Below are 24,287 nucleotides of genomic sequence, written 5' to 3'. Positions count from 1 at the left end.
GATGGCGGTGTTCTATTGGGCGCTGCGGGCGCTGTTGAGCCATTGGCGGCGCCACCCGGTGCAGTTTTTCAGCGTGCTGACCGGCCTCTGGTTGGCCACCGCGCTGCTGATTGGCGTGCAGGCGCTGAACAGCCAGGCGCGCGACGGCTACGCGCGTGCCAGCCAGTTGATCGGCGGCGAACCACAAGCCAGCTTGAGCGCGCCGGACGGTGCCGCATTCCCCCAGGCGTGGTTCGCCGAACTGCGCCGTGCCGGGTGGCCGGTGTCACCGGTGGTGCAGGGCCGCATAGTGCTCAAGGGGCATGAACAACAGCGCCTGCAGTTGATGGGCATTGAACCGGTGTCGTTACCTGGCAGCGGCAGCGTGGCGGGGCAACGCCTGAGCCAGGCCCAGATGCTGGCGTTCTTCGAGGCACCGGGGCGCACCTGGATTGCCGCGCAAACCTTGCAGGCGCTTGGCTTGCAGGCTGGCGAACAACCGCTGACCGCTGACGGGCACCCGCTGCCGCCGTTGCAGGTTCAGCCGGACATGGCCCCCGGCCTGCTGCTCACCGATATCGGCTTTGCCCAACCCGTGCTCAACCTGCAGGGGCGACTGTCGCGCCTGCTGCTGGACAATCGCTTCGCCGCCCGCCATCCCACGCTGCCTGCCGGGCTGCAACTCAAGCAGGGCGACGACAACAACCTGTCGCGCCTCACCGAAAGCTTTCACCTGAACCTCGACGCGCTGGGCTTTTTGTCCTTCGTGGTAGGGCTGTTCATCGTGCACGCAGCCATTGGCCTGGCATTGGAGCAACGCCGGGGCCTGCTGCGCACCTTGCGCGCCTGCGGGGTCAGCGCACGCATGCTGATCCTCAGCCTGAGCGTGGAACTGGGCTTTCTGGCGTTGCTCGGCGGCGTGCTCGGTGTGGCCAGCGGTTACCTGCTCGCCAGTCTGTTGCTGCCCGACGTGGCTGCCAGCTTGCGCGGGCTTTACGGCGCCGAAGTCGCCGGCCAACTGAGCTTGAGCCCGTGGTGGTGGCTTGCAGGCCTGGGCTTGAGCCTGCTCGGTGCGTTGCTCGCCGGGGCCAGCAGCCTGTGGCGTGCGGCCCGCCTGCCGTTGCTGGCGCTGGCCAACGCCCAGGCCTGGCACGAGGCCCACGGTCGTTGGTTGCGGCGCCAGGGTTGGGTGGCGGCTGTGGCCCTGCTCATCGCCTTGGTAGCGCTGGGCTGGGGCAACAGTCTGGCGGCCGGGTTTGTGCTGATGGCGGCGTTGCTGCTGGGCGCCGCCCTCGGTTTGCCGGTACTGCTCAATGCGCTGTTGAAGGGCGTGCTGGGGCGCAGCCGTTCGGTGCTGGGCCAGTGGTTTCTCGCCGACTGTCGCCAGCAATTGCCGGCCCTGAGCCTGGCACTGATGGCGCTGCTGCTGGCCCTGGCGGCGAACATCGGCGCGGGCTCCATGACCTCGGGTTTTCGCAGCACGTTCAATCACTGGCTGGAGCAACGCCTTACCGCCGAGCTGTACCTCAACCCGCAAAATCCGGCCCAGGCCGAGCAACTGCAGGCCTGGCTGGCGCACCAACCGCGGGTGAAGGCAGTGCTGCCCAGCTGGCAGGTCGCGGTGCAGCTGCAAGGCTGGCCGGCGGAGCTGTTCGGCGTGGTCGACGACCCCACCTATCGCCAGCACTGGCCGTTGCTGGAGGCGGCGAGCGCGCCCTGGGATCGCCTGCTGCAGGACGACAGCGTGATGCTCAGCGAGCAATTGGCGCGGCGCCTGAACGTGCGCCTGGGCGATACGGTTCAAGTCCCCACGCCCCAGGGCTTTTGGACGCCCAAGATCGTCGGGATCTACGCTGATTACGGCAACCCCAAGGGCCATTTGCTGGTCAACGTCAAACACCTGTTGGCGCATTGGCCGACACTGTCGCCGGTGCGCTTCAACCTGCGCGTGGCACCCCAGGATGTGCCGCCGCTGATCGCCCAGGTGCAGGGAGAATTCGCCCTGGAAGACAGCCGCATCGTCGATCAACAGCAACTCAAGGGTTGGTCCAGCCAGGTATTTGAACGCACCTTCGCCGCCACCGCCGCGCTCAACAGCCTGACCCTGGGGGTGGCCGGGGTGGCGCTGTTCATCAGCCTGTTGACCCAGAGCCAGAGCCGCCTGGGCCAACTGGCACCGCTGTGGGCGCTGGGAGTGACGCGCCGCCAACTGATGCTGCTGAACCTGGGCCAGACCTGGCTGCTGGCGGTACTCACCCTGGTGCTGGCGTTGCCATTGGGTCTGCTGCTGGCGTGGTGCCTGGATGCGGTGATCAACGTGCAAGCCTTTGGCTGGCGCCTGCCGTTGCAGGTGTTCCCGTGGCAACTGGCGCAGTTGATGGGGCTGGCGATGCTTGCCACGTTGCTCGCCTCGGCCTGGCCGTTGTGGCAACTGTATCGAAGCCGCCCGGCGGACTTGTTGAGGACGTTTGCCCATGAAGATTAAAGCGTTGGCGTGGGCGGTTTTGCTGCTGCTGAGCGCGTGCGACCAGGCACCGCGCCCCGAAGAAGGCTTCGCCGGCCTGGGCAGTGATGCGGCGGACTTTGTGCAGGTGGTGCCCGGCAAGGTCTTCACCTTCCCCGAAGACCACGGCCCGCATCCGGGCTTTCGCATCGAATGGTGGTACGTCACCGCCAACCTCAAGGACGCCCAAGGCAATGCCTTCGGTGTGCAATGGACCTTGTTCCGCAACGCCGTAAACGCGGGGCCTGCGCAACCGGGCTGGCGCGACTCGACCCTTTGGCTCGGGCATGCCGCCGTCACCTCCGCCACCCGGCACTACGCCGCCGAGCGCTTCGCCCGTGGCGGCGTCGGCCAGGCCGGGGCGCAGGCCCGGCCCTTTGGCGCTTGGATCGACGACTGGAACTTCGCCACCCGCCCGGGCGCCGCCAGCCCGTTGGCCGACATGCAACTCAAGGCCAGCGGCGCGCAGTTCGCCTACGACCTGCAATTGACCTCCAGCCGCCCGCTGGTGCTGCAGGGCGATAACGGCTACAGCCGCAAATCCGACCAGGGCCAGGCGTCCTACTACTACAGCCAGCCGTTTTTCACCGCCAGCGGCAGCCTCAGCATCGACGGCCAGACCTACCAGGTCAGCGGCCCCGCCTGGCTGGACCGCGAATGGAGCAGCCAGCCACTGGCCGCGAGCCAGACCGGCTGGGACTGGTTCTCCCTGCACCTGGACCGAGGCGAACACCTGATGCTGTTTCGCGTGCGGCAGAAGGACGGCGGCGGCTACCTCACCGGCACCTGGATCGATGCGCAAGGCCATACCGAGACCTTGCACAACGCCGATATCCAACTCGCGCCGCTGGCCAACACCCAGATCGAAGGGCGCAGTATCCCCACGCGCTGGTCGCTGAAAATTCCCGGCAAACACCTGGACATCACCACCGAAGCTGTCAACCCGAAGGCGTGGATGAACCTGGCAATTCCCTACTGGGAAGGACCGGTGAAATTTGACGGTGGGGTGGGGTATCTGGAGATGACGGGGTACTAGGGACGTTTTATGACGCCCTTGGTTAGATCAACAAAATTTTCAGAAAGTACTGTACATATAAACAGTATCGTCCTACATTCCATCCCAGGTGACCGGATGTCACCGGTTACCTGAGCTTCAATTTTTTAACTATGGATGGATAAAAAAATGAAATCGAAAAAAGCCCTTATGCTAGGTGCGGCCATGATGGCCTCCTGCTTCGTTTCGGCCTTCTCCCTCGCTGATCAAGCGCCTCGCACACTCAGTGCCGCAGCGGCAAAACAGGCCGCGGAAAAAGCGCTCAAATCCGGTGGCAAGCTGGACGCGGCGAAGGTTTCGTCCGCGCTCAAGCACAAACTCCTGGCGGCCAAGAGCGGTCAATCCAAGGCCGTGCCCCAAGCCATCAAGTCCGCGCCGTTCGACAGCGTGGTCAGCGAGCTGAAAAAACCGGCGCAGGGCGCTTCGAAAAGCGCGGCCGCTGCGGCGTTTGAACCGCTGTTTCCTACCCTGGATATCAACACGCTCTACACCATCGATGCGGTGCAGACCGGCAACGAGTTCGCCTACCATTTCAACCTGCCGCAAAACGCGCGGGTGCAGGTGCAACTGGTCAACCAGAGCGCAGGGGCGGATATGTCGCTGACCCTGTTTCAGGATGACGGCCAGGGCAACCTGAGTGTGGTGGGGTCTTCCGATGCCGCAGGCAACGCGGACGAATACCTCAACGGTGTACTGCCGGCCGGCGACTATTACTGGTACATGGTGGCCAAGGTCGCCGACAACGCGCAGTTCAGTTTTGGCGTGGCGGTAGACAGCAACATCGATGCGTTCGAGCCCAACGACAGCGCGCAAACAGCGTTCGTATTGCCGGACTCGATGAACAAGGTCAGCGGTAACCTCGACAGCGTCGATGATGTCGATTACTTCGACTTCAAGGCGGTGCGTGGCCAAAGCGTGAGCCTGTACCTGGCGGGCGACGAAAACGGCAGCCGTGACCAGTGGATCTTCGACCGCTTCGATGGCGCCAATTGGGTCACCGTGCCAGCGGGTTCCACCTCGACTTACCCGAGCGTCGCGCCGGGCACCACCGTAAAGGTGCGTGTGCGGGCCAACCCAGCGGTGGCGCAGGACCCGAGCAAGTACTACCAGTTGAGCCTGGGGTCCACGCCGCGCCTGAACACCAGCAGTGTGAAAGGCGACAACATCGTGCGGGTGCCGGTCAGCGAGATGCCGCTGGCAACACAAACCGCGCGGCAGTTGAACTGGTCGACCCAGTGGTCGGACACCACGGGTGCGCCGTTGCTGGGCGTCACCCCGGTGTTGCGCGTGGATAACCACTTCATCGACCTGAACTACCGCTGGGTCGACTACAAGGCGACCACCAACAGCGCGGGCGTGTCCGAGGCCACGGCCAATATCGGCACCTGCTTCGGTGATTTCACCACGGTGATCAACGACAGCAGCACCGGCGTGCCGTACACGTGGAGAACCACTTACAACCAGGGTGGCTGGCGCATCGAGCTGGCCGAGTTCCCGGGTGTAGGCGTCGGCGGTGACAGCGTGCAATACGTCAGCCTGGGGCATATCTGCACCCAGGACATCATCCACTGACAGCGTGATGTGAAACAGAAGGGGCGGCCTGCACAGGCTGCTCCTTTTTTTTGCGGCGCACTCATGATTCGCAGGCGGCACGCTACAACTGTGGGAGGGGGCTTGCCCCCGATGGCGGTGAGTCAGTGACAGATGAACTGACTGAACCACCGCTATCGGGGGCAAGCCCCCTCCCACATTTGACCGCGACCGACCAGTGGAGGCTTGCGCAGGTCTGATTTACTTGCTAGCTTCTGACAAAATGTTAACGATAACATTTGCTCTAAAAATAAAAACAAAACAGAGACCCACGCCATGAAAATGCTCCCGAAAACCCTGTGTTTATTGGCTGCCAGCATCACCCTGGGCAGTGCTTGCCCGGTGTTTGCCGACGCCGCCAAACCGATCCGCATCGGCGCCTCGTTCCAGGAAATCAACAACCCCTATTTCGTCACCATGAAAAACGCCCTGGAAGAAGCTGGCGCGAGCATCGGTGCGAAACTGATCATCACCGACGCCCGCCATGACGTGTCCAAGCAAGTCAGTGATGTTGAAGACATGCTGCAAAAAGGCATCGACATTCTGCTGATCAACCCGACCGATTCGGTCGGCGTGCAATCGGCGGTCAAGTCCGCCCATGCCGCCGGGGTGGTCGTGGTGGCGGTGGACGCCCAGGCCGATGGCCCACTGGATTCCTTCGTCGGCTCGAAAAACTACGACGCCGGTTTCCAGGCCTGCGAATACCTGGCCAAAAACATCGGCGACAAAGGCAACATCGCGATCCTCGACGGCATCGCCGTGGTGCCGATCCTGGAGCGCGTGCGCGGTTGCAAGGAGGCGGTGGCCAAGCACCCGGACATCAAGATTGTCAGCATTCAGAACGGCAAGCAGGAACGTGACCAGGCGCTGACCGTCACCGAAAACATGTTGCAGGCCCAGCCCACCCTCAAGGGCATTTTCAGCGTGAATGACAACGGCTCCCTGGGTGCGCTGTCGGCCATCGAAGCCAGCGGCCTGGATGTGAAGCTGGTCAGCGTCGACGGTGCGCCGGAAGCGATCAAGGCGATCCAGAAACCCGGCAGCAAGTTCATCGCCACCTCCGCTCAATACCCCCGCGACCAGGTCCGCCTGGCTCTTGGCATCGCCCTGGCCAAGCACTGGGGCTCGCAAGTGCCCGCCACGCTGCCGGTGGACATCACCTTGATCGACCAGGCCAAGGCCAAGGACTTCAGCTGGTAAATCGCCTGTGCCCCACGCTTGCCGTGGGGCTCGGGTTGTCCTTCCGAGTGTGAGGTCGGCGGTATGAGCAGTCTTCTGAAGCTGGAAAATATCTGTAAGCGTTACCCGGGGGTACAGGCCCTCAAGTCCATCAACCTGCAAGTGGAGCGCGGCGAAATACACGCGTTGCTGGGGGAAAATGGCGCGGGCAAATCGACCCTGATGAAAATCCTCGGCGGCGTCGAGCATCAGGACGAAGGGCAGATCCTGATCGACGGCCAGGCCCGGCAATTTGCGACCTACCGGGATGCGATTGCGGCCGGCATCGGCATCGTGTTCCAGGAATTCAGCCTGATTCCCTACCTGACGGCGGTGGAGAATATCTTCCTTGGCCATGAGCTGAGCAACCGCTTCGGCCTGTTGCGCAAACGCGAGATGCGCGAGGCCAGCGAGGCGCTGTTCAAGCGTCTGGGCGTGTCGATCAACCTCGATTGCGCGGTCAGGCACCTGAGTGTGGCCGAGCAGCAGTTCGTCGAAATCGCCAAGGCCCTGGCTCTGGATGCGCGCCTGCTGGTGCTCGATGAGCCCACCGCCACCCTGACCCCCAGCGAAGCCGAGCTGCTGTTCCAGATCATGCGCGAGCTCAAGCGCCAGGGCGTGGCGGTGATCTTTATCTCGCACCATCTGGAGGAAATCTTCCAGGTGTGCGACCGCATCAGCGTGCTGCGCGACGGCGGCAATGTGGGCGTTACCGATGTGGCCGACAGCGATATCGACCGTTTGGTCGAGATGATGGTGGGCCGTCGCCTGGAGTGCAGTTTCCCACCCAAACCCACCACTGAACGCGGGCCGTTGCTGCTGGAGGTCAAGGACATCCAGCTGGTGCGTGACGGCCCTCACAACCGCTTCGACTTGCACCAGGGCGAAATCCTTGGCTTTGCCGGATTGGTCGGCTCCGGCCGTACCGAGCTGGCACTGGGCATGATGGGCGCGCTGCCCTCGGTGAGCAAAGAGGTGTGGCTGCGCGGTGAAAAGGTCAGCCTCGACGACCCGGCCCAGGCGCTCGCCCATGGCATCGGCCTGTTGCCCGAAAGTCGCAAGAGCGAAGGGCTGATCACCGACTTCAGCATTCGCGAAAACATCTCGTTGAACAACCTGCCCAAATACCAGAACGCCACCGGCCTGATCGACAAGGCCAAGGAATGCGCCAGCGTCGAAGTGCTGATGCGCCAGCTGTCGATCAAGGCGCCCAGTGCGGAAAGTCGGGTATTGAACCTCAGCGGCGGCAACCAGCAAAAAGTCGTGATCGCCCGCTGGATCAACCACCACTGCGACGTGCTGGTGTTCGACGAACCCACCCGTGGCGTCGACGTCGGCGCCAAGGCACAGATCTACGCGCTGATGCGCAGCCTCACCGAACAGGGCTACGCAATCATCATGATTTCCTCCGAACTGCCGGAAGTCATCGGCATGTGTGACCGCGTCGCGGTGTTCCACAAGGGCGCGATCGTCAAGGTCCTGGAAGCGTCCGCCGTCAATCCTCAAGAGGTCATGCGCCATGCAACAGGGGGCTCAAGTGAATACGTCCATTAACACCGCAGCCGGCAGCCGGTTGCGCCTGAACCTGGCGCGGTTGCTGCGCTCGCCGGCGTTCTATCCCTTCGTGGGCCTGGTGGTGGTGACTCTGGTGATGATCCTCGCCAGCGACACCTTTCTCACCGCCAGCAACCTGTCGAACATTGCCCGCCAGGTGTCGATCAACGCGATTATCGCGGTGGGCATGACCTGCGTGATCCTCACCGGTGGCATCGACTTGTCGGTGGGGCCGGTGATGGCGTTGTCCGGCACGCTCACGGCCGGCTTGATGGTCGCCGGCGTACCGCCAGGCCTGGCCATCGGCGCCGGGATGCTGGTGGGCGTGGCCTTCGGTATCGGCAATGGCCTGTTCGTGGCCTACCTGCATATGCCGCCGATCATCGTGACCCTGGCGACCATGGGCATCGCCCGTGGCCTGGGGCTGATGTACACCGACGGCTATCCGATTTCCGGGCTGCCGGAGTGGTTCGCCTTCTTCGGCCGCGCCAGCGTTTTCGGCATGCAGGTGCCGATCCTGATCATGTTGCTCACCTATCTGGCCGCCTATGTGCTGCTGCAGCACACCCGCATCGGTCGCTACATCTACGCCATCGGCGGCAATGAAGAGGCGGTGCGCTTGTCCGGGGTGCGCGCGGCGCGCTTCAAGCTGCTGGTGTACGGCATCAGCGGCCTCACCGCCGCGATTGCCGGGCTGGTGCTGACTTCGCGCTTGATGAGCGGCCAGCCGAATGCCGGCGTGTCGTTCGAGCTGGATGCGATTGCCGCCGTGGTACTGGGCGGTGCGTCGATTGCCGGCGGGCGCGGCGTCATCGTCGGCACGCTGCTGGGCGCCATGCTCCTGGGCGTATTGAACAACGGCTTGAACATGCTCGGCGTATCGCCTTACGTCCAGAGCGTGATCAAGGGCGGGATCATTTTGCTGGCGATCTTTATCAGCCGTCAGCGCCATCGATAAACACCTATCCACACAGGACCGAACACCATGGACAAGCACACTCACATGCAAGCCGTCGTCTGCCACGGCCCGAAAGACTATCGCCTGGAGCGTATCGGCCGGCCCCAGGCCCGCGCCCATGAACTGGTGATCCGCATCGCCGCGTGCGGCATCTGCGCCAGCGACTGCAAGTGTCACTCGGGCGCTGCGATGTTCTGGGGCGGCGACAATCCCTGGGTCAAGGCGCCAGTGGTGCCGGGCCACGAATTTTTTGGCTATGTGGTGGAGGCGGGCGAGGGCGCCGGGGAGCACTTCGAAGTGGCGGTGGGTGACAAGGTGATCGCCGAGCAGATCGTGCCCTGCGCCAAGTGCCGTTTCTGCAAGTCGGGCAAGTATTGGATGTGCGAAGTGCACAACATCTTCGGCTTCCAGCGCGAAGTGGCCGAGGGCGGTATGGCGCAGTACATGCGCATTCCCAAGACCGCCATCGTGCACAAGATCCCCGAGTCGGTGTCCCTGGAAGACTCGGCGCTGGTCGAGCCGATGGCCTGCTCGATCCACACGGTCAACCGTGGCGATATCCAGCTCGATGACGTGGTGGTGATTGCCGGCGCCGGCACCCTGGGCCTGTGCATGGTGCAAGTGGCGGCGCTGAAGACGCCGAAGAAACTGGTGGTGATCGACATGGTCGACGAGCGCCTGGAATTGGCGAAGAAGTTCGGCGCCGATGTGGTGATCAACCCGTCCCGCGACAACGCCCGCGCGATCATCAACGAGCTGACCGACAACTACGGCTGCGACGTGTACATCGAGACCACGGGCGTACCGGCCGGCGTCACCCAGGGCCTGGACCTGATCCGCAAGCTCGGGCGTTTCGTCGAGTTCAGCGTGTTCGGCGCCGAGACCAGCGTGGACTGGTCGATCATTGGCGATCGCAAGGAGCTGGACGTGCGCGGCGCCCACCTTGGCCCGTATTGCTACCCGATTGCCATCGACCTGTTCGAGCGCGGCCTGGTGACGTCCCAAGGCATCGTGACCCACGACTTCCCGCTGGATGATTTTGCCGAAGCCTTCGAGCTGGCCAATTCCACGAAGTCGATCAAGGTCTTGCTCAAACCGGTGCTTTGACCATGAACTACGTGATGGGGGTCGACATAGGAACCCAGAGCACCAAGGCGCTGCTGGTGGATGCCCACGGCACGATCATCGCCCAGCACAGCCAGGGGTATCGCGTGGATACGCCGAAAGTGCGCTGGGCCGAGCAATGGCCGCAGGTCTGGCTGGAGGCGGTCGAGGCCTGCGTGGCGCAGTGCATGGCCAAGGCCGAGGTGGAGAAGGCGCAGGTCAAGGCGCTGTGCATCAGCAGCCTGTATGGCGGCTCGGGGATCGCGGTGGATGCGCAGATCACACCGTTGCACCCGTGCCTGATCTGGATGGACCGGCGGGCCGGCGAGCAGGTGCAGTGGGTGCGCGAACACCTGGACCTGGACCGACTGTTCGCCGTCACCGGTAACTCGGTGGACAGTTACTACGGCTTTACCAAGATGCTCTGGCTCAAGCAGCACCAGCCTGAGGTGTGGGCGAACACGCGCTACCTGCTGCCGCCCAACAGCTATATCAACTGGTGCCTGACCGGCGCGCTGGCGGTGGACCATAGCAGCGCCGGCAATATCGGCGGTGTCTACGATGTGGCTGCGCGCAACTGGTCCGTCGAGATGCTCGAGGCACTGGGCATCCCGCCATCGATGATGCCTGAGCGGTTGGTGTATTCCGGTGAAGTGGTGGGCGGTTTGCTGGAGGACTGGGCCGGGCGCCTGGGCTTGCAGGCAGGCACGCCGATACTCGCCGGCGGTGTGGATGCGGCCATGGCGACCCTGGCCGCGGGCGTCACGCAGCCGGGCAACCATGTGGCGATGATCGGCACCAGCATGTGCTGGGGCTACCTCAACCAGCAGGTGGATGCGCGTCATGGGTTGGTGAGTATGCCCCATGTCTACAACGGCCATCGCGACCTGTACATCTTCGGCGGCGCGATCACCGCCGGGGCGTCGGTGAGCTGGTTTCGCGAACAGTTCTGCCAGGCTGAGGAGCAGCAGGCCAAGGCCACCGGCCAGGACAGCCTGGTGCTGCTGGAGCGCAGCGCGATGAGCATCCCGGCGGGTAGCGAGGGGCTGTTGTTCCTGCCTTACCTGATGGGCGAGCGCAGCCCGGTATGGGATGACCGCGCCAGCGGCAGTTTTGTCGGGCTGAACCTGTATCACACGCGCCTGCATCTGTACCGCGCCGTGCTCGAAGGGGTGAGCTTTGCCCTGCGCCACAACATCGAAGCCGGCTCCCAGGGCGCGCACTCCCTAGACCCGCGCTTGATTGTGGTGGGAGGGGCGAGCCATTCGGATGTGTGGATGCAGATCATCGCGGATGTAACGCGCTATCCGGTGTACACCATTGTTCAGGAAGTCGAAGCGGCGCTCGGTGCTGCGTTGTTGGCGGCGCACACGGTAGGGCTGGTGAGTGATGGGGAGATGGACAAGGGCTGGGTGCAGTTGGCGCTGCGGGCGCAGCCCAAGCGCGAGAATGTTGCGATCTACGATCAGGCATTCAGCGAATACCTGAAGCTCTACCCGGCTTTGAAACCGATCATGCACAACCTGCAAGCCACCTGACTCAACCCGGTCCAAAAATGTGGGAGGGGGCTTGCTCCCGATTGCGGTGGGTCAGTCATAGCTATATTGGCTGACACGGCCTCATCGGGGGCAAGCCCCCTCCCACAGGGAATCTTCATTGTTTGGAGAGTTTTATTTATGCAGCCATTTTCGATCATGCAGGACCTGCAGACTGCCTGACCCAACCCAGTCCAAAAATGTGGGAGGGGGCTTGCTCCCGATGGCGGTGGGTCAGTCACAGCTGCATTGGCTGACACGGCCTCATCGGGGGCAAGCCCCCTCCCACAGGGGATCTTCATTGTTTGGAGGGTTTTATTTATGCAGCCATTTTCGATCATGCAGGACCTGCAGACTGCCTGACCCAACCCAGTTCAAAAATGTGGGAGGGGGCTTGCCCCCGATGGCGGTGGTTCAGTCATAGCTATATTGGCTGACACGGCCTCATCGGGGGCAAGCCCCCTCCCACAGGGATCTTCATTGTTTGAAGGGCTTTATTTATGCAGTCATTTTCGATCATGCAGGACCTGCAGACTGCCTGACCCAGCCCAGTTCAAAAATGTGGGAGGGGGCTTGCCCCCGATGGCGGTGGGTCAGTCACAGCTGCATTGGCTGACACGGCCTCATCGGGGGCGAGCCCCCTCCCACAGGGGATCTTCATTGTTTGGAGGGTTTTATTTATGCAGCCACTTTTGATCATGCACGACCTGCAGACTGCCTGACCCAACCCAGTCCAAAAATGTGGGAGGGGGCTTGCTCCCGATGGCGGTGGGTCAGTCACCGCTGCATTGGCTGACACGGCCTCATCGGGGGCAAGCCCCCTCCCACAGGGATCATCATTGTTTCGGGAATTTTATTTATGCATGCCACCTTTGACTTCACCGGCCAGCGCATCCTTGTCACCGGCGCCAGCAGTGGCATCGGTCGCGAAATCGCCCGTCAGCTCATGCTCAGCGGCGCCGAGGTGTTTGCCCTGGGGCGTGACGCGCAGGCGCTCGCGCAACTGGGGTGCCGCACTCTGTGCCTGGACATTGCCGACAGCCGTGCCCTCGACACCGCCCTTAACGAGCTGCCACCGCTGCACGGCCTGGTCAACTGCGCCGGTATTTCCCGCCTGGAACCGGCCGCCGCCATCAGCGCCGAGGCCTTCGATCAGGTCATGCACGTCAATGCCCGCGCCGCTGCGCAAGTGGCCAGTCGCGTGGCGGCGAAAATGATCGAGGCTGGCCTGGGCGGCAGTATCGTCAACGTGTCCAGCCAGGCGTCGCTGGTGGCCCTGGACGATCACCTCGGTTACTGCGCCTCCAAGGCCGCGCTCGATGCGATCACCCGCGTGCAATGCGCTGAATGGGGGCGCTTCGGCATTCGCGTCAACAGCATCAACCCCACCGTCACGCTGACGCCCATGGCGACCATGGCCTGGTCTGATCCGGCCAAGCGCGATCCGGCGCTGGCGGCGATTCCGCTGGGCCGTTTTGCGCAAACCGTGGAGGTGGCGTTGCCCGTGCTGTTCCTGCTCAGCGACGCCGCGAGCATGATCAGCGGCGTGAGCCTGCCCATCGATGGCGGCTACACCAGCCGCTAGCCGTTCTCCAGTTGCCCGGCGATGACCACCTTGTCCCGTGGCTTGTGCGGGTCTTGCAGGCGATCGAGCAGCAGGCGCACCGCGCTGCTGCCGGCCAGCGAGGCGTCGTGGGCCACGCAAGCAATCGGCACGCCGAAAATATCGGCGAAGGGCAGGCGGTCGATGCCGCAGATGGTCAGGCTGTCGTGGGCGATGTTGTGCATGCGCAAGGCGCGCAGGGCGCCGAGGGTGATCAACTGATTGAAGCCCATGATCGCATCCGGTGCCGAGTGCGCGGCGAGGTAGTCGAGGGTGTGCAGGTAGGACGGCATCAACGTGTAGTCCCCGGCCTGCACTTCGACCTGCACCTGGGGATGCTCGGCCAGCACTTCGCGCAGGCCCTTGAGGCGTTCGACGGTGATGCGCGAGTGCTCGGGGCCGGTCAGCACCAGCAGGCGCTTGAGGTTCGGGGTCTGGCGCAGCAGGTAGTGTGCGGCCTGGATGCCGCTGTGGTAGTTGTCGAGCACCACGCGGCTGAACGGGCTGTCGTGGATCGTGCGGTCTAGCAGCACCACCGGTGTCTTGCCATTGCCCAGGCGCTCCAGATAGTCGGGCTGGTAGCTCGGCTCATCGGAGACCGGCGACAGGATGATCCCCGCCACGCGATACCCCAGCAGGGTATCGACGGCCTTGCTTTCCAGTTCCTCCAGTTCGTCGGTGTCCACCAGCATGATGGTGTAGCCGTGCTTTTTCGCTTCGCGGGAAATCGCCTTGATCATTTCGCTGTAGAACGGGTTGTCCACCGACGCGGTGATCACCCCGATGATCAGGCTTTCGCTGCGCTTGAGCCCGCGTGCAAAGGCGTTGGGCACGTAGTCCAGCTCACGCGCCACTTCCAGAATGCGCGCCAGGGTGGCGGGTTTGACCAGGTCAGGTTTGCTCAGCGCCCGGGACACGGTGATGGTGGTCATGCCCACCCGTTTGGCGATGTCGCTGATGGTGACGGACTTTTTCTTGTTCATCGGTAAGGCTGCGAAAGGAAACACCCGCAGGCTAGCATGCGCGCAGGCGCAGGGTGATTCAAATCAGCGGGTCCCAGCGTTGCGACCAATCGTCCTCTGCCTTGACCACCTCGCGCAACAGCGTCAATGCCTGCTGCAGCACCGCTGAATCCCGCGCCCGCGCGTACACCAGGTAGGTCGGGAAACTGAATTCCGGCGCCTTGGCCACCCGCTGCATCACGCCGCTGTCCAGGTAGCTCTGCACCACCCGCGTGCGGAAATACCCGGCGCCGCCGTTCTCCAGGATGTACTGCAACGCCAGCGGCCCCAGGTTGAAACTCACGGCAGCGCGTGCACGGTCGGGCAGGGCGGCGTCGTGCTGCTGACGAAAGCCCGGGCCCCAATCGATATACACGTAGGGCTCGGGTTTGCTCGCCAGTTGCACCAGGATCAGTTTTTCTTCCAGCACCTGCTCCACCTGCAACCCCGGCCAGTAGTGCGGCTGGAACACCAGTGCGGCGTCGAGCACGCCCAACTCCAACTGGCGCAGCAGGTACTCGCCTTCACGCACTTCCGTGCGCAGCGCATGGCCCGGAATCCGCTCGCGCAGCGCCTTGGCCCAGCCAAGCATCAACGGGTTGCACAGGCTGACTTCACCGCCGATGTGCAGCACGTTGCGATAGCCATCGGGCAACGGCAGGTCACGGCGGGCGGCTTCCCAGGTCTGCAGCAACTGGTTGGCGTACACCACGAAGGCCTCGCCATCGGCGGTCAGCCTGGCGCCGGCGCGGTTGCGCACGAACAGCGTACTGCCCAACTGGTTTTCCAGGTTTTTGACCCGTGCGGTGATGGCGGTCTGGGTGACGTGCAGTTTCTCCGCCGCCGCGGCCAGGCTGCCGCAGCGGGTAATTTCGAGGAAGGTGCGTGCCAGTTCGATGTCCATGAAGCCCCCGGGAATGAATGGAGGGCATTGTAGTGGAATGCGGTCAAAACTGTGGGAGGGGGCTTGCTCCCGATTGCGGTGGGTCAGTGATAGATGAGCTGACTGAACCACTGCTATCGGGGGCAAGCCCCCTCCCACATTGGATCTAGGGTGTTGGGGTGATCGGTGTTTGCAGATGCTCGGTGGGAAATGCACTTGCATATGCCTGGCACACCCGCAACACCTGCTCATCGGCAAACCGCGCAGCCACCACATGCAACCCCACCGGCAAGCCATTCGCCGCCAGCCCGCAGGGTACCGACGCGGCGGGTTGCTGGGTGAGGTTGAAGGGGTAGGTGAACGGCGTCCACTGCGTCCATTCCTGCAGGCCGGAACCGGGCGGTACGTTGTGCCCGGCCGCGAACGCGGTGATCGGCATCATCGGTGACACCAGCACGTCGTAATGCTCATGGAACGCCGCCATCCGGGCCACCAGCGCCGCACGTGCTTCCAGGGCCGCGTTGAAATCATCCAGGCTCAAGCGCTCGCCCTGTTGTGCAATGCGCAGCAAACCCGGATCGAGCAGTTGCTTGTGCGCGTCGCTCATGCCGCGCGTCAAGCGCGCAGCGCCGGCGGCCCACAAGGTGCTGAACACCTCCAGCGGATCACTGAAGCCCGGATCGATCTGCTCAACCTGGGCGCCCAGCTGCACCAGGCCGTCGACGGCGGCGGCGACCACCTTGGCCACTTGCGGGTCGACCTGCACGTAACCGAAGGTGGGGCTGTAGGCGATACGCAGTCCTTTCAGGTCAGTGCCCGGCGTCAGCCATGGCGTGGCTCTGGGTGCACCGATCAGGCCGTCCCGCGCGTCCGGTTGTGCCACGGCCTTTAGCATCAGCACGCTGTCTTCCACGGTGCGCGTCATTGGGCCCAGGTGCGACAGAATCGTCATGGAGCTTGCCGGCCATTGCGGCACATAACCGAAGGTCGGCTTGATGCCGAAGGTGCCGGTGAATGCACAGGGAATCCGAATCGAGCCGCCCGCGTCGCTGCCCTGGTGCAGCACGCCCAGGTTCAGCGCAGCCGCCGCACCGGCACCGCCGGATGAACCGCCCGCCGTGGTGCGCGTGTCCCAGGGGTTGCGCGTGATGCCGTACAGCGGGTTGTCGGTGACGCCTTTCCAGCCGAACTCCGGGGTGGTGGTCTTGCCCAGCAATACCGCGCCGGCCTTGCGCATGAAGGCCGTGAACGGCGCGTCGACGTCCCACGGCCCGTCGGAGGCGGTGGTGCGCGAGCCCTTGCGGGTGGGCATGCCCGCTGTCAACGTCAGGTCCTTGATCGATACCGGCACGCCGTCCAGCGCGCCGCAGGGTTGGCCTTTGAGCCAGCGTTGTTCGGCGGCGCGTGCCGCGTTCAACGCGCCCTCCGGGTCCACATGGCAATAAGCGTTCACCACCGGGTTGTGCCGCTCGATACGCAACAGCGCATCTTCTGTGACTTCCACCGGCGACAAGCGCTTGTCGCGAAAATGCTGCAGCAGTTGCACCGCTGTCAGTTGGCCGATCTCGCTCATGGCTGAACTCCCTGCGCCGCATTGACCATGGCGCGCAGCAGTACCGCGCAGCCTGCCGCCAGGTCATCCGGTGCGGCGTTTTCGATTTCGTTATGGCTGATGCCGCCTTCGCATGGCACAAAGATCATCCCGGCCGGGCCGAGTTCGGCAACGAAGATCGCGTCATGCCCGGCGCCGCTGACGATATCCATATGGCTCAAGCCCAGGGCGCTGGCGCCGTCGCGCACGGCGTTCACACAGATGGGATTGAAGTCCAGGGGTGGGAAGTCGGCGGTGGGGGTCAGTTCATACGTGAGGCCGTGCCGGGCGGTGCTGGTTTGGATCACGCTGCGCACTTCGTCGACCATGGCTTGCAGCTTGTCTGCGTGCAGGTGGCGCAAGTCGATTGTCATGTGCACCTGGCCTGGAATCACGTTGCGCGAACCGGGGTGCAGGCTCAGACAGCCGACGGTGCCGCAGGCGTGCGGCTGCTGCTGATGGGCGATGCGGTTGACCGCGCTGACCACCTCGGCGGCGCCCACCAGGGCGTCCTTGCGCAGATGCATCGGCGTCGGGCCTGCGTGGGCTTCGACGCCGGTGAGGGTCAGGTCGAACCATTTCTGACCCAGGCAACCCATCACCACGCCGAGGGTGGTGGCCTGGTCTTCCAGCACCGGGCCCTGTTCGATATGCGCCTCGAAATACGCGCCCACCGGATGGCCCAGCACGGCGCGGGAACCGGCATAACCGATGCGCTGCAATTCCGCGCCCACCGACAGGCCGTGCTCGTCCTGCTTGTCGAGGGTGTCCTGCAGGTCGAACTTACCGGCGAACACCCCGGAGCCCATCATGCACGGCGCAAAGCGCGAACCTTCTTCGTTGGTCCACACCACCACTTCAATCGGCGCCTCGGTTTGGATGTTGAGCTCATTCAAGGTGCGGATCACTTCCAGGCCGGCCATCACCCCGTAGCAGCCATCGAACTTGCCACCGGTGGGCTGGGTGTCGATATGGCTACCGGTCATCACCGGGGGCAGGGCGTTGTTGCGTCCGGCGCGGCGAGCAAAGATATTGCCGATGGCGTCCACCGTCACGCTGCAGCCGGCGGCCTCGCACCACTGCACGAACAGGTCACGGGCCTGGCGGTCAAGGTCGGTCAGGGCCAGGCGGCACACGCCGCCTTTGGCCGTGGCGCCGAGCCGGGCCAGGTCCATCAAGGATTGCCACAGGCGGTCGCGATTGATCAGCGGGGCGTTGCTCTGCAGCGGTTGCGCAAAAGAATTCATGGGCATTCTCCGGTCAGGCACTCAGGGCCAGATAGCGATTCTTGATGCTCGGGTCGGCGCGGAAATCCGCGGCGCTGCCTTCGTACACCACGCGGCCCTGTTCGAGTACGTAATGACGGTCGGCGAGCTTGTCGCAGACCATCAGGTTCTGTTCCACCAGCAGCACGGGCAGGCCGTCGTCCTTGACCTTGCGCAGAATCTTCACCAGTTCGTCGACGATCACCGGCGCCAGGCCTTCGGTGGGCTCATCGAGAATCAACAGCTTGGGATCGTTGAGCAGGGCGCGGGCGATGGCGAGCATCTGTTGTTCGCCGCCGGAGAGCGCATGCCCGGCATTTCTGCGCCGCTCCTTGAGGCGCGGGAACATGGCGTACACGTCTTCCAGTTGCCAGCGGCTGGTCTTGCGCACGGCGATGCGCAGGTTTTCCTCGACGCTGAGCAGGCGGAAAATCCCGCGGTTCTCCGGCACCAGCGCCAGGCCCTGGCGCGCGATTTCGAATATCTTCTGCCCCACCAGCGCCTGCCCGTTGAAGTGGATCTGGCCTTGGCGCGGGCAGATGATGCCCAGGATGCTGCGCAAGGTGGTGGTCTTGCCGGCGCCGTTACGGCCCAGCAGCGTCACCAGCTCGCCGGGGTTGACGGTCAATGACACGCCTTCGAGCACATGGCTTTTGTCGTAGTAGGAGTGAATGTTTTCGACGATCAGCATCACGCCGCCTCCCCAAGGTAAGCCGTGCGCACACGTTCATCGGCACGCACGAATTGCGGCGTGCCTTCCACCAGGATCTGCCCGTGGCTCATCACCGTGATGCGTTGGCTGATGGACATGACGATGCTCATGTTGTGTTCGATCAGCAGCACCGTGTGGTCGCGGCCCAGGTCGCTGATCAGTTGGGTCATGATCGGAATATCGTCGATGCCCATGCCCGAGGTGGGCTCATCGAGCATCAACAGTTTGGGCTTGGAACAGATCGACATGCCCACTTCCAGCACGCGCTGCTGGCCGTGGGACAACTCGCCGGCCAGGGTCTCGGCGCGGGCGGTCAGTTGCAGGCGTTCCAGCACCTGGTCGGCCATCTCCAGGTGCTCGCGCTTGCTGTCCACGCGGCGCCAGAAATTCAGGGCGCGCGCGCCGTCACGGCCTTGGGCGGCCAGGCGCAGATTTTCACGCACGCTGAGGTTCTGGAACAGGCTGGTGAGCTGGAACGAGCGCGCCATGCCCAGGCCCACGCGGCCATGGGCGGGTTTGCGCATCAGGTTCTTGCCGTCGAAGTGGATCGCGCCGGCGGTGGCCTGGCGCTCGCCCGTGAGGCAGTGGAACAGGCTGGTCTTGCCCGCACCGTTTGGGCCGATGATGGTGTGGATGGTGCCGGCCTCGACCTTGAGGTTGACGCCGTTGACCGCATGGAACGCGCCGTAGGCCAGTTCCAGGTCTTGAGTTTCCAGCAAAATGCTCATTGCACGTGCTCCTTTGCCACGACGCTGGGCGTGCGACGGCCGCGTATTTTTTCGAACACAGCGGCCAACCCGCCCCACAAGCCGCCGCGCATAAAGATCACCACCAGGATCAGGATCACCCCCAGCAGCATCAGCCAGCGCGGCCACAGGTCCGACAGGAAGTCCCCCAGCAGCACGATGGAACCGGCGCCCAGCAACGAGCCGAACAACGAGCCGGTGCCACCGACGATGGTCATGATCAGGATGTTCTCGGACATTGCCAGGTCGATGTTCGACAGCGGCACAAAGTGCAGCAGCATGGCGTACAGCGCCCCGGCAATGCCGGTGACCGCGCCGGACAATACGAACACCAGGATCTTGAAGTGCCGCGTGTCGTAGCCGATGGCCGAGGCACGGGTTTCGTTTTCGCGGATCGCCATCAGGGTGCTGCCGAACGGCGAAGCGATCACCCGGCGCGCGCCGATAAAGATCAGCAGGAACAGCACGGCGACAAACCCGTAAAAGGCGCGGGCGTCGGCCAGCGACAGCAGCACGATGTCACCGATGCGGATTTCCGGGCGCGGCACACTGAGCAGGCCGTTGTCGCCGCCGGTCCAGTCGCTCAGGGTGTAGGCGACGAAGTAGGCCATCTGACTGAACGCCAGGGTGAGCATCACGAAGTAGATACCGGTGCGCCGAATGGCCAGGGCGCCCACCAGCAGGGCCAGGAAGCCACCGGTCAGGGCCGCGCCGAGCAGGGCGCTGAACAGACCCAGTTGCAGGTGGATCATCAGCAGCGCCGCGCAATACGCACCGGCACCAAAGAAGATGCCTTGGCCGAACGACAACAGCCCGGTGTAGCCCAGCAGCAGGTTGCAGGCCAGCGCGGCCAGGGCAAAGATCAGGATTTCGGTGGCCAGGGTGGCCGACGGCAATATCAACGGCAGGCCGATCAGCACCGCCAGCACCCACAGCAGCATCGCGCGCGATTGGGTCTTGGCAAACGGCAGGGGGTTTTTCTCGCTCATGTCAGGCTCTCCCGAACAGGCCGTAGGGGCGTACCAGAATCACCACGGCCATCGCGCCGTAGATCATCAGGCTCGCGCCCTGGGGCCAGAGTGTGGTCATCAGGCTTTGCACTACGCCCACCAGCAAACCGCCGACCAGCGCACCGCTGAACGAGCCCATGCCGCCGATCACCACCACCACGAACGCCACGCCGAGGATCTCCGGGCCAACGAACGGCTGGGCGCCACGCAGCGGCGCAAACAGCACCCCGGCGACGCCGGCCAGGGCCACGCCAAGGGCGAAGGTCATGGAGAACAGGCGGAAAATATTGGTGCCCAGCAGCGACACGGTTTCGGTGCTCTCGCTGCCGGCGCGCACCAGGGCACCGAAGCGCGTGCGTTCCAGCAGCAGCCACAGGCCCAGGCCCACCAGCGCGGAAAACACGATGAGGAACAGGCGGTAGTAGGGATAGATGAAATCGCCCACCACCAGCACGCCGCGCAGCAGTTCCGGCACCGCGACGCTCTTGCCCACCGGGCCCCAGATCATCACGCTGGCTTCCTGGATGATCAGCGCGATCCCCAGGGTCACCAGAATCTGGAACATGTGCGGCAAGTGGTAGATCCGCTGGATCAGCAGGCGCTCGATCACCCACGCGAGCGCGGCCACCACCAGCGGCGCAATCAGCAGCGCCAGCCAGAAGTTGCCGGTGAGGCTGACGGCGGTGTAGCAGAGGTAGGCGCCCAGCAGGAAGAACGCGCCGTGGGCGAAATTGACGAAGTTGAGCAGGCCGAAAATGATCGTCAGCCCGACCGCGATCAGGAAGTAGATCATTCCCAACCCCAGACCGTTGAGTATCTGAAACAGGTAAAGATTAAGCATGCGCAAGCCCTCAGCAGGAAGCCGGTGCAACGTTCAGGGAATCAGGCGAGCGTGCAGCCCGTGGCTTCCACCGGCGGGAAGGACTGGCCGGCGCTGAGCACCTTGGCCAGGTCGTCCTTGTCGGCCATATCGCCGGCGGCCTTGCCGATCAGCAGGTAGTAATCCTTGATCACCTGATGGTCGCCGGCGCGGATCGATTCCTTGCCGGTCGGGCCTTCATAGCTCAGGCCCTGCATGGCTTTGGCCACGGTGGGGCCGTCAAAGCTGCCGGTCGTAATGATGGTCTCGAGCATCACTTTGGTGCTGATGTAATCCGCGGCCAGCGGGTAGGTGGGGTTGATGCCGTATTTGGCCTGTGTCAGCTTGACCAGCTCGCGGTTCAGCGGCGTGTCGACCTGGTGCCAGTACTGCGCGCCCAGGTACACGCCTTCGAGCACATCGCTGCCCAGTTCCTGGAACTGATCGAGGCCGGCGGACCACACCAGCAGCACCTTCATGCGCTCCTTGATGCCAAAATTCACCGCCTGGCGCAGGGTGTTGGATGACTGGCTGCCGAAATTGAGCAGCACCAGTACATCGGGTTTGGTGGAGATGGCGTTGGTCAGGTAGCCGGAGAATTCCTGTTCCTGCAACGAGTGGTAGCTGTTGCCGACGTGCTCCAGGCCGTGTTCCTTGAGGATATTTTTCGCGCCTTCAAGCAAGGCTTCACCGAACACATATTGCGGGGTGATGGTGTACCAACGCTTGGCGTCCGGCAGTAGCTTGATCAGCGGCACCATGGTTTCGCGGATCGCGCCGTAGGTGGGCACCGACCAGCGAAACGTGGCCTTGTTGCAGTCCTTGCCGGTGACCTCATCGGCGCCCACCGGGGTCATGAAGACGCCGCCGACCTTGTCCACTTCCTTGGCCACCGCCAAGGCGGAGGAGGACAGCGTGCAGCCCTGGAAGAACCGCGCGCCGTCCTGCTGGATCGCCTCCTGCACTTTGCGCACCGCCTTGCCGGCATTGCCTTCGGTGTCGATGACCTTGTAGTTCAACGGGCGGCCGAGCAGCTCGGGATGCTGTTCCACCGCCAGGCGCGACCCCATGTCGGCAAACTTGCCATAGCTGGCAAAAGCGCCAGACATGGACTTGAGGCCGTAAAAGGTAAAGGGCTCGGCGGCGAATGCTGAACGCACGCTCAGCGGGAGGCTGAGGGCGGAGGCGAAGGTGAGACTGGCTTTCAATAACGTACGACGCTGCATGGGTGACTCCCTGGTTTGGTTTTATTGGCAGGAGCGGCAAGGGCGATACGGTGGAGCAAGGGCCTGTGGGCAGGCATTTTTTATTGAGGTAAGGCGGGTCTATCGCTTGGAATGCATATCCAATGTGGGAGGGGGCCTGCTCCCGATAGCAGTGGATCAGGCACAGATGCAGTGACTGATGCTCAGTCATCGGGAGCAAGTCGAATCGTCGCACCGCCCCTCCCACATGGGATTTGTGATGGTTTATGAGTGATCGAACTCCAGCAGGAAGTGCGGGCTGACCTGGCCTTCCAGGGCGCTCATATGGTGTTCGGCATCGCACATGTGTTCATGCATCAAGCTGCGCACCGCGCTTTCATCGCCGGCGCGAAAGGCGATCAGCAGTTGCTTGTGGTAGTCGAGGTTGGCCGCATCGAACTGCTTGCGCTTGGGCTTGTAGGCTTTTTTCAGCACCACCAGGTCACGCAGCAGGTCGTTGAGAAACTGCGCCATGAAACTGAGCAGCGGGTTGGGGCAGGCCTTGGCCAGCAGGTTGTGAAATTCCAGTTCCGCCAGGCGCTGCTCACGCTGGCCGGCTTCGCTGTCTTCGGGGGCGCTGCAAAAGTCGACGTTGTCCTGCAGCGCCCGGTAGTCGTCCTCGCTCAAGCGCCCGAGCACCGACACCGCCAGTTCCACTTCGATGACCTTGCGCAGCTGGTACACCTGTTCACCGTCCAGGTGCTGGAAGTGCAGGTAGTTGCGCAGGGCGCGGCTGGCGGGCTCGGTGCCGGCCTGGTTGAGGTAGGCGCCGCCGCTGGGGCCGGTGCGTGTGCTCACCAGGCCCTCCACTTCCAGCGCCTTGAGCGCCTCGCGCGCCGAGCCCTTGGAGCACTGGAAACTTTCCATCAGCTCGCGTTCGGTGGGCAAGCGGTCGCCGGGCTTCAAGGCATCGGTGACGATCGAGCGCTTGACCGACTCGACGATCACATCGGAAAGCTTCTGGCGTTTGCGGCGTAGCGGGCGGCTCAGCATGGGTTCGATTTATCGTATTAATGCGGATAAATAGCACTTAATAACGATCGGGCCGCAGCGTCAACGCAGCGTGTCGTTTCTGGTATCAACAGGTCGTAAACGGTCAATCCCAACCGCCACGGTCCAGACACCGTGTAGTCGAAGGTGGCTGTTTGCCGTAAGCCAGAAAATCACCGAGCCAGCGACTGATGCAGCCATCGCCGCTGGCCTGGGGCGGTTCCTTGAGCAGCAACAGGTCGATGCCGTACGCGAGCGGTTCACCGCGCCCGGTGTTGACCAGCACCATGCGTGCGATGCGTTCGGGGAACAGCGTGGCATAGCGGTTGCCGAGTCGCGCCGCGTCGGCATTGCCGATATAGCTGAGCCGGGCCTCGCCCAGTTGTGCACGGACATATTCCATATCCTGCGCCGCCTGTTCGATGGCGTTGTGCTCTTGCAGGTCGCGGCTGCGCAATTCGATCACGTCATAGCGGTCGACCAGTGTGCGGTAAGCCTGGGTGGCGTAAGACTCCCAGCGGCCGGCCAGGTGCAGGGCAAACGTCGCGTTTTTGGACGTAGGTGGTTCGCCGGACTGGATAAATACCACGCCCTCACGGTTGAGCGGGTCGCGCGCGCCGACGCGTGTCAGGCTCAGGCGTGTGCGCCCGCGCCCTGGTGCGGCATGGTCGCGGGGCACGGTCACCAGCGCGCATTGGGTGCGGGCGAGGACTTCGGGGTCGAGCCGTTCAACTGCCGGGAAGGGGCAATCGAGTAACCAGTCAATGGCAGTGGGCGCGATCAGGGCTTCGGCCAGTGCCAGCTGTGCGAACAGCAAGCCGCCCAGGCAGACCAGGCATTTTCCAACAACGCTGGGTTTCATTAAAAGGTCCTGGAGCGCCGAGTGAA

Annotated in this window: 20 protein-coding genes; 9 read left to right on the top strand and 11 right to left on the bottom strand. The window is 63.5% G+C overall.

Features of this window, described 5'->3' with window-relative positions:
• Position 1 precedes the first annotated feature (1 nt).
• The 9 genes from SC318_RS16760 to SC318_RS16720 all read left to right on the top strand — a co-directional run bounded on the left by SC318_RS16760 (position 2) and on the right by SC318_RS16720 (position 13,080).
• Positions 2-2,464: an ABC transporter permease gene (locus tag SC318_RS16760; RefSeq protein WP_320427698.1), complete on the top strand. Its 2,463-nt coding sequence runs from the start codon at positions 2-4 to the stop codon at positions 2,462-2,464.
• Complete coding sequence (locus SC318_RS16755) at positions 2,454-3,518, top strand: lipocalin-like domain-containing protein (RefSeq protein WP_320427697.1); 1,065 nt, start codon at positions 2,454-2,456, stop codon at positions 3,516-3,518. Before SC318_RS16760 ends, SC318_RS16755 begins: the two co-directional genes overlap by 11 nt.
• 147 nt (positions 3,519-3,665) lie before the next feature.
• A complete protein-coding gene (locus SC318_RS16750) occupies positions 3,666-5,108 on the top strand; it encodes a pre-peptidase C-terminal domain-containing protein (protein ID WP_320427696.1) in 1,443 nt (480 codons plus the stop codon).
• A gap of 294 nt (positions 5,109-5,402) precedes the next feature.
• On the top strand, positions 5,403-6,326 hold the full coding sequence (locus SC318_RS16745) for a substrate-binding domain-containing protein (protein WP_320427695.1): 924 nt from the start codon (positions 5,403-5,405) through the stop codon (positions 6,324-6,326).
• Positions 6,327-6,389: 63 nt separating this feature from the next.
• On the top strand, positions 6,390-7,898 hold the full coding sequence (locus tag SC318_RS16740) for a sugar ABC transporter ATP-binding protein (protein WP_320427694.1): 1,509 nt from the start codon (positions 6,390-6,392) through the stop codon (positions 7,896-7,898).
• Positions 7,864-8,856 carry an ABC transporter permease gene (locus SC318_RS16735; RefSeq protein WP_320427693.1) on the top strand — a complete coding sequence of 331 codons (993 nt, stop codon included), beginning with the start codon at positions 7,864-7,866 and terminating at the stop codon, positions 8,854-8,856. The genes SC318_RS16740 and SC318_RS16735 overlap by 35 nt, the downstream gene beginning before the upstream one ends.
• Before the next feature lie 27 nt (positions 8,857-8,883).
• Positions 8,884-9,963: an alcohol dehydrogenase catalytic domain-containing protein gene (locus SC318_RS16730; RefSeq protein ID WP_320427692.1), complete on the top strand. Its 1,080-nt coding sequence runs from the start codon at positions 8,884-8,886 to the stop codon at positions 9,961-9,963.
• 2 nt (positions 9,964-9,965) lie between these two features.
• Positions 9,966-11,498, top strand: a complete 1,533-nt coding sequence (locus SC318_RS16725) for an FGGY-family carbohydrate kinase (protein ID WP_320427691.1) — start codon at positions 9,966-9,968, stop codon at positions 11,496-11,498.
• An 856-nt stretch (positions 11,499-12,354) separates the two neighbouring features.
• Positions 12,355-13,080: an SDR family oxidoreductase gene (locus SC318_RS16720; RefSeq protein WP_320427690.1), complete on the top strand. Its 726-nt coding sequence runs from the start codon at positions 12,355-12,357 to the stop codon at positions 13,078-13,080.
• Here SC318_RS16720 and SC318_RS16715 read toward each other — a convergent pair.
• The 11 genes from SC318_RS16715 to SC318_RS16665 all read right to left on the bottom strand — a co-directional run bounded on the left by SC318_RS16715 (position 13,077) and on the right by SC318_RS16665 (position 24,261).
• Positions 13,077-14,081: a LacI family DNA-binding transcriptional regulator gene (locus SC318_RS16715; RefSeq protein WP_320427689.1), complete on the bottom strand. Its 1,005-nt coding sequence runs from the start codon at positions 14,079-14,081 to the stop codon at positions 13,077-13,079. The genes SC318_RS16720 and SC318_RS16715 overlap by 4 nt on opposite strands.
• Before the next feature lie 58 nt (positions 14,082-14,139).
• A complete protein-coding gene (locus tag SC318_RS16710) occupies positions 14,140-15,003 on the bottom strand; it encodes a LysR family transcriptional regulator (RefSeq protein ID WP_320427688.1) in 864 nt (287 codons plus the stop codon).
• A 145-nt stretch (positions 15,004-15,148) separates the two neighbouring features.
• Positions 15,149-16,555, bottom strand: coding sequence for an amidase (locus SC318_RS16705; protein WP_320427687.1), 1,407 nt, complete (start codon positions 16,553-16,555; stop codon positions 15,149-15,151).
• Positions 16,552-17,820, bottom strand: coding sequence for a Zn-dependent hydrolase (locus SC318_RS16700; protein WP_320427686.1), 1,269 nt, complete (start codon positions 17,818-17,820; stop codon positions 16,552-16,554). Before SC318_RS16700 ends, SC318_RS16705 begins: the two co-directional genes overlap by 4 nt.
• A gap of 13 nt (positions 17,821-17,833) precedes the next feature.
• The gene (locus tag SC318_RS16695; RefSeq protein ID WP_306493608.1) at positions 17,834-18,529 is read right to left on the bottom strand and encodes an ABC transporter ATP-binding protein; all 696 of its coding nucleotides are present in this window, start codon (positions 18,527-18,529) and stop codon (positions 17,834-17,836) included.
• Positions 18,529-19,278 (bottom strand): ABC transporter ATP-binding protein, encoded by a 750-nt coding sequence (locus tag SC318_RS16690; protein WP_320427685.1) that lies wholly within the window; start codon positions 19,276-19,278, stop codon positions 18,529-18,531. Before SC318_RS16690 ends, SC318_RS16695 begins: the two co-directional genes overlap by 1 nt.
• Positions 19,275-20,285: a branched-chain amino acid ABC transporter permease gene (locus tag SC318_RS16685; protein WP_320427684.1), complete on the bottom strand. Its 1,011-nt coding sequence runs from the start codon at positions 20,283-20,285 to the stop codon at positions 19,275-19,277. Before SC318_RS16685 ends, SC318_RS16690 begins: the two co-directional genes overlap by 4 nt.
• Position 20,286: 1 nt before the next feature.
• On the bottom strand, positions 20,287-21,147 hold the full coding sequence (locus SC318_RS16680) for a branched-chain amino acid ABC transporter permease (protein WP_320427683.1): 861 nt from the start codon (positions 21,145-21,147) through the stop codon (positions 20,287-20,289).
• Positions 21,148-21,188: 41 nt separating this feature from the next.
• Positions 21,189-22,391 carry an ABC transporter substrate-binding protein gene (locus tag SC318_RS16675; protein ID WP_320427682.1) on the bottom strand — a complete coding sequence of 401 codons (1,203 nt, stop codon included), beginning with the start codon at positions 22,389-22,391 and terminating at the stop codon, positions 21,189-21,191.
• 243 nt (positions 22,392-22,634) lie between these two features.
• A complete protein-coding gene (locus tag SC318_RS16670; protein WP_320427681.1) occupies positions 22,635-23,402 on the bottom strand; it encodes a FadR/GntR family transcriptional regulator in 768 nt (255 codons plus the stop codon).
• A gap of 103 nt (positions 23,403-23,505) precedes the next feature.
• Positions 23,506-24,261, bottom strand: coding sequence for an alpha/beta fold hydrolase (locus tag SC318_RS16665; RefSeq protein ID WP_320427680.1), 756 nt, complete (start codon positions 24,259-24,261; stop codon positions 23,506-23,508).
• Between the last annotated feature and the right edge of the window lie 26 nt (positions 24,262-24,287).

Source organism: Pseudomonas sp. MUP55 (genome assembly GCF_034043515.1).
Lineage (GTDB): Bacteria > Pseudomonadota > Gammaproteobacteria > Pseudomonadales > Pseudomonadaceae > Aquipseudomonas.
The sequence above is the reverse complement of the archived record's forward strand: the minus strand, read 5'-3'. Positions and strand labels throughout refer to the sequence as shown.

Excerpts from the sequence above, each read along its gene's own strand:
- SC318_RS16695 (WP_306493608.1), bottom strand. The coding sequence starts at position 18,529 with ATGCTGATCGTCGAAAACATTCACTCCTACTACGACAAAAGCCATGTG.
- SC318_RS16670 (WP_320427681.1), bottom strand. The coding sequence starts at position 23,402 with ATGCTGAGCCGCCCGCTACGCCGCAAACGCCAGAAGCTTTCCGATGTG.
- SC318_RS16725 (WP_320427691.1), top strand. The coding sequence starts at position 9,966 with ATGAACTACGTGATGGGGGTCGACATAGGAACCCAGAGCACCAAGGCG.
- SC318_RS16745 (WP_320427695.1), top strand. The coding sequence starts at position 5,403 with ATGAAAATGCTCCCGAAAACCCTGTGTTTATTGGCTGCCAGCATCACC.
- SC318_RS16685 (WP_320427684.1), bottom strand. The coding sequence starts at position 20,285 with ATGAGCGAGAAAAACCCCCTGCCGTTTGCCAAGACCCAATCGCGCGCG.
- SC318_RS16730 (WP_320427692.1), top strand. The coding sequence starts at position 8,884 with ATGGACAAGCACACTCACATGCAAGCCGTCGTCTGCCACGGCCCGAAA.
- SC318_RS16750 (WP_320427696.1), top strand. The coding sequence starts at position 3,666 with ATGAAATCGAAAAAAGCCCTTATGCTAGGTGCGGCCATGATGGCCTCC.
- SC318_RS16665 (WP_320427680.1), bottom strand. The coding sequence starts at position 24,261 with ATGAAACCCAGCGTTGTTGGAAAATGCCTGGTCTGCCTGGGCGGCTTG.
- SC318_RS16690 (WP_320427685.1), bottom strand. The coding sequence starts at position 19,278 with ATGAGCATTTTGCTGGAAACTCAAGACCTGGAACTGGCCTACGGCGCG.
- SC318_RS16675 (WP_320427682.1), bottom strand. The coding sequence starts at position 22,391 with ATGCAGCGTCGTACGTTATTGAAAGCCAGTCTCACCTTCGCCTCCGCC.
- SC318_RS16700 (WP_320427686.1), bottom strand. The coding sequence starts at position 17,820 with ATGAATTCTTTTGCGCAACCGCTGCAGAGCAACGCCCCGCTGATCAAT.
- SC318_RS16680 (WP_320427683.1), bottom strand. The coding sequence starts at position 21,147 with ATGCTTAATCTTTACCTGTTTCAGATACTCAACGGTCTGGGGTTGGGA.
- SC318_RS16755 (WP_320427697.1), top strand. The coding sequence starts at position 2,454 with ATGAAGATTAAAGCGTTGGCGTGGGCGGTTTTGCTGCTGCTGAGCGCG.
- SC318_RS16760 (WP_320427698.1), top strand. The coding sequence starts at position 2 with ATGGCGGTGTTCTATTGGGCGCTGCGGGCGCTGTTGAGCCATTGGCGG.
- SC318_RS16740 (WP_320427694.1), top strand. The coding sequence starts at position 6,390 with ATGAGCAGTCTTCTGAAGCTGGAAAATATCTGTAAGCGTTACCCGGGG.
- SC318_RS16735 (WP_320427693.1), top strand. The coding sequence starts at position 7,864 with ATGCAACAGGGGGCTCAAGTGAATACGTCCATTAACACCGCAGCCGGC.
- SC318_RS16720 (WP_320427690.1), top strand. The coding sequence starts at position 12,355 with ATGCATGCCACCTTTGACTTCACCGGCCAGCGCATCCTTGTCACCGGC.
- SC318_RS16710 (WP_320427688.1), bottom strand. The coding sequence starts at position 15,003 with ATGGACATCGAACTGGCACGCACCTTCCTCGAAATTACCCGCTGCGGC.
- SC318_RS16715 (WP_320427689.1), bottom strand. The coding sequence starts at position 14,081 with ATGAACAAGAAAAAGTCCGTCACCATCAGCGACATCGCCAAACGGGTG.
- SC318_RS16705 (WP_320427687.1), bottom strand. The coding sequence starts at position 16,555 with ATGAGCGAGATCGGCCAACTGACAGCGGTGCAACTGCTGCAGCATTTT.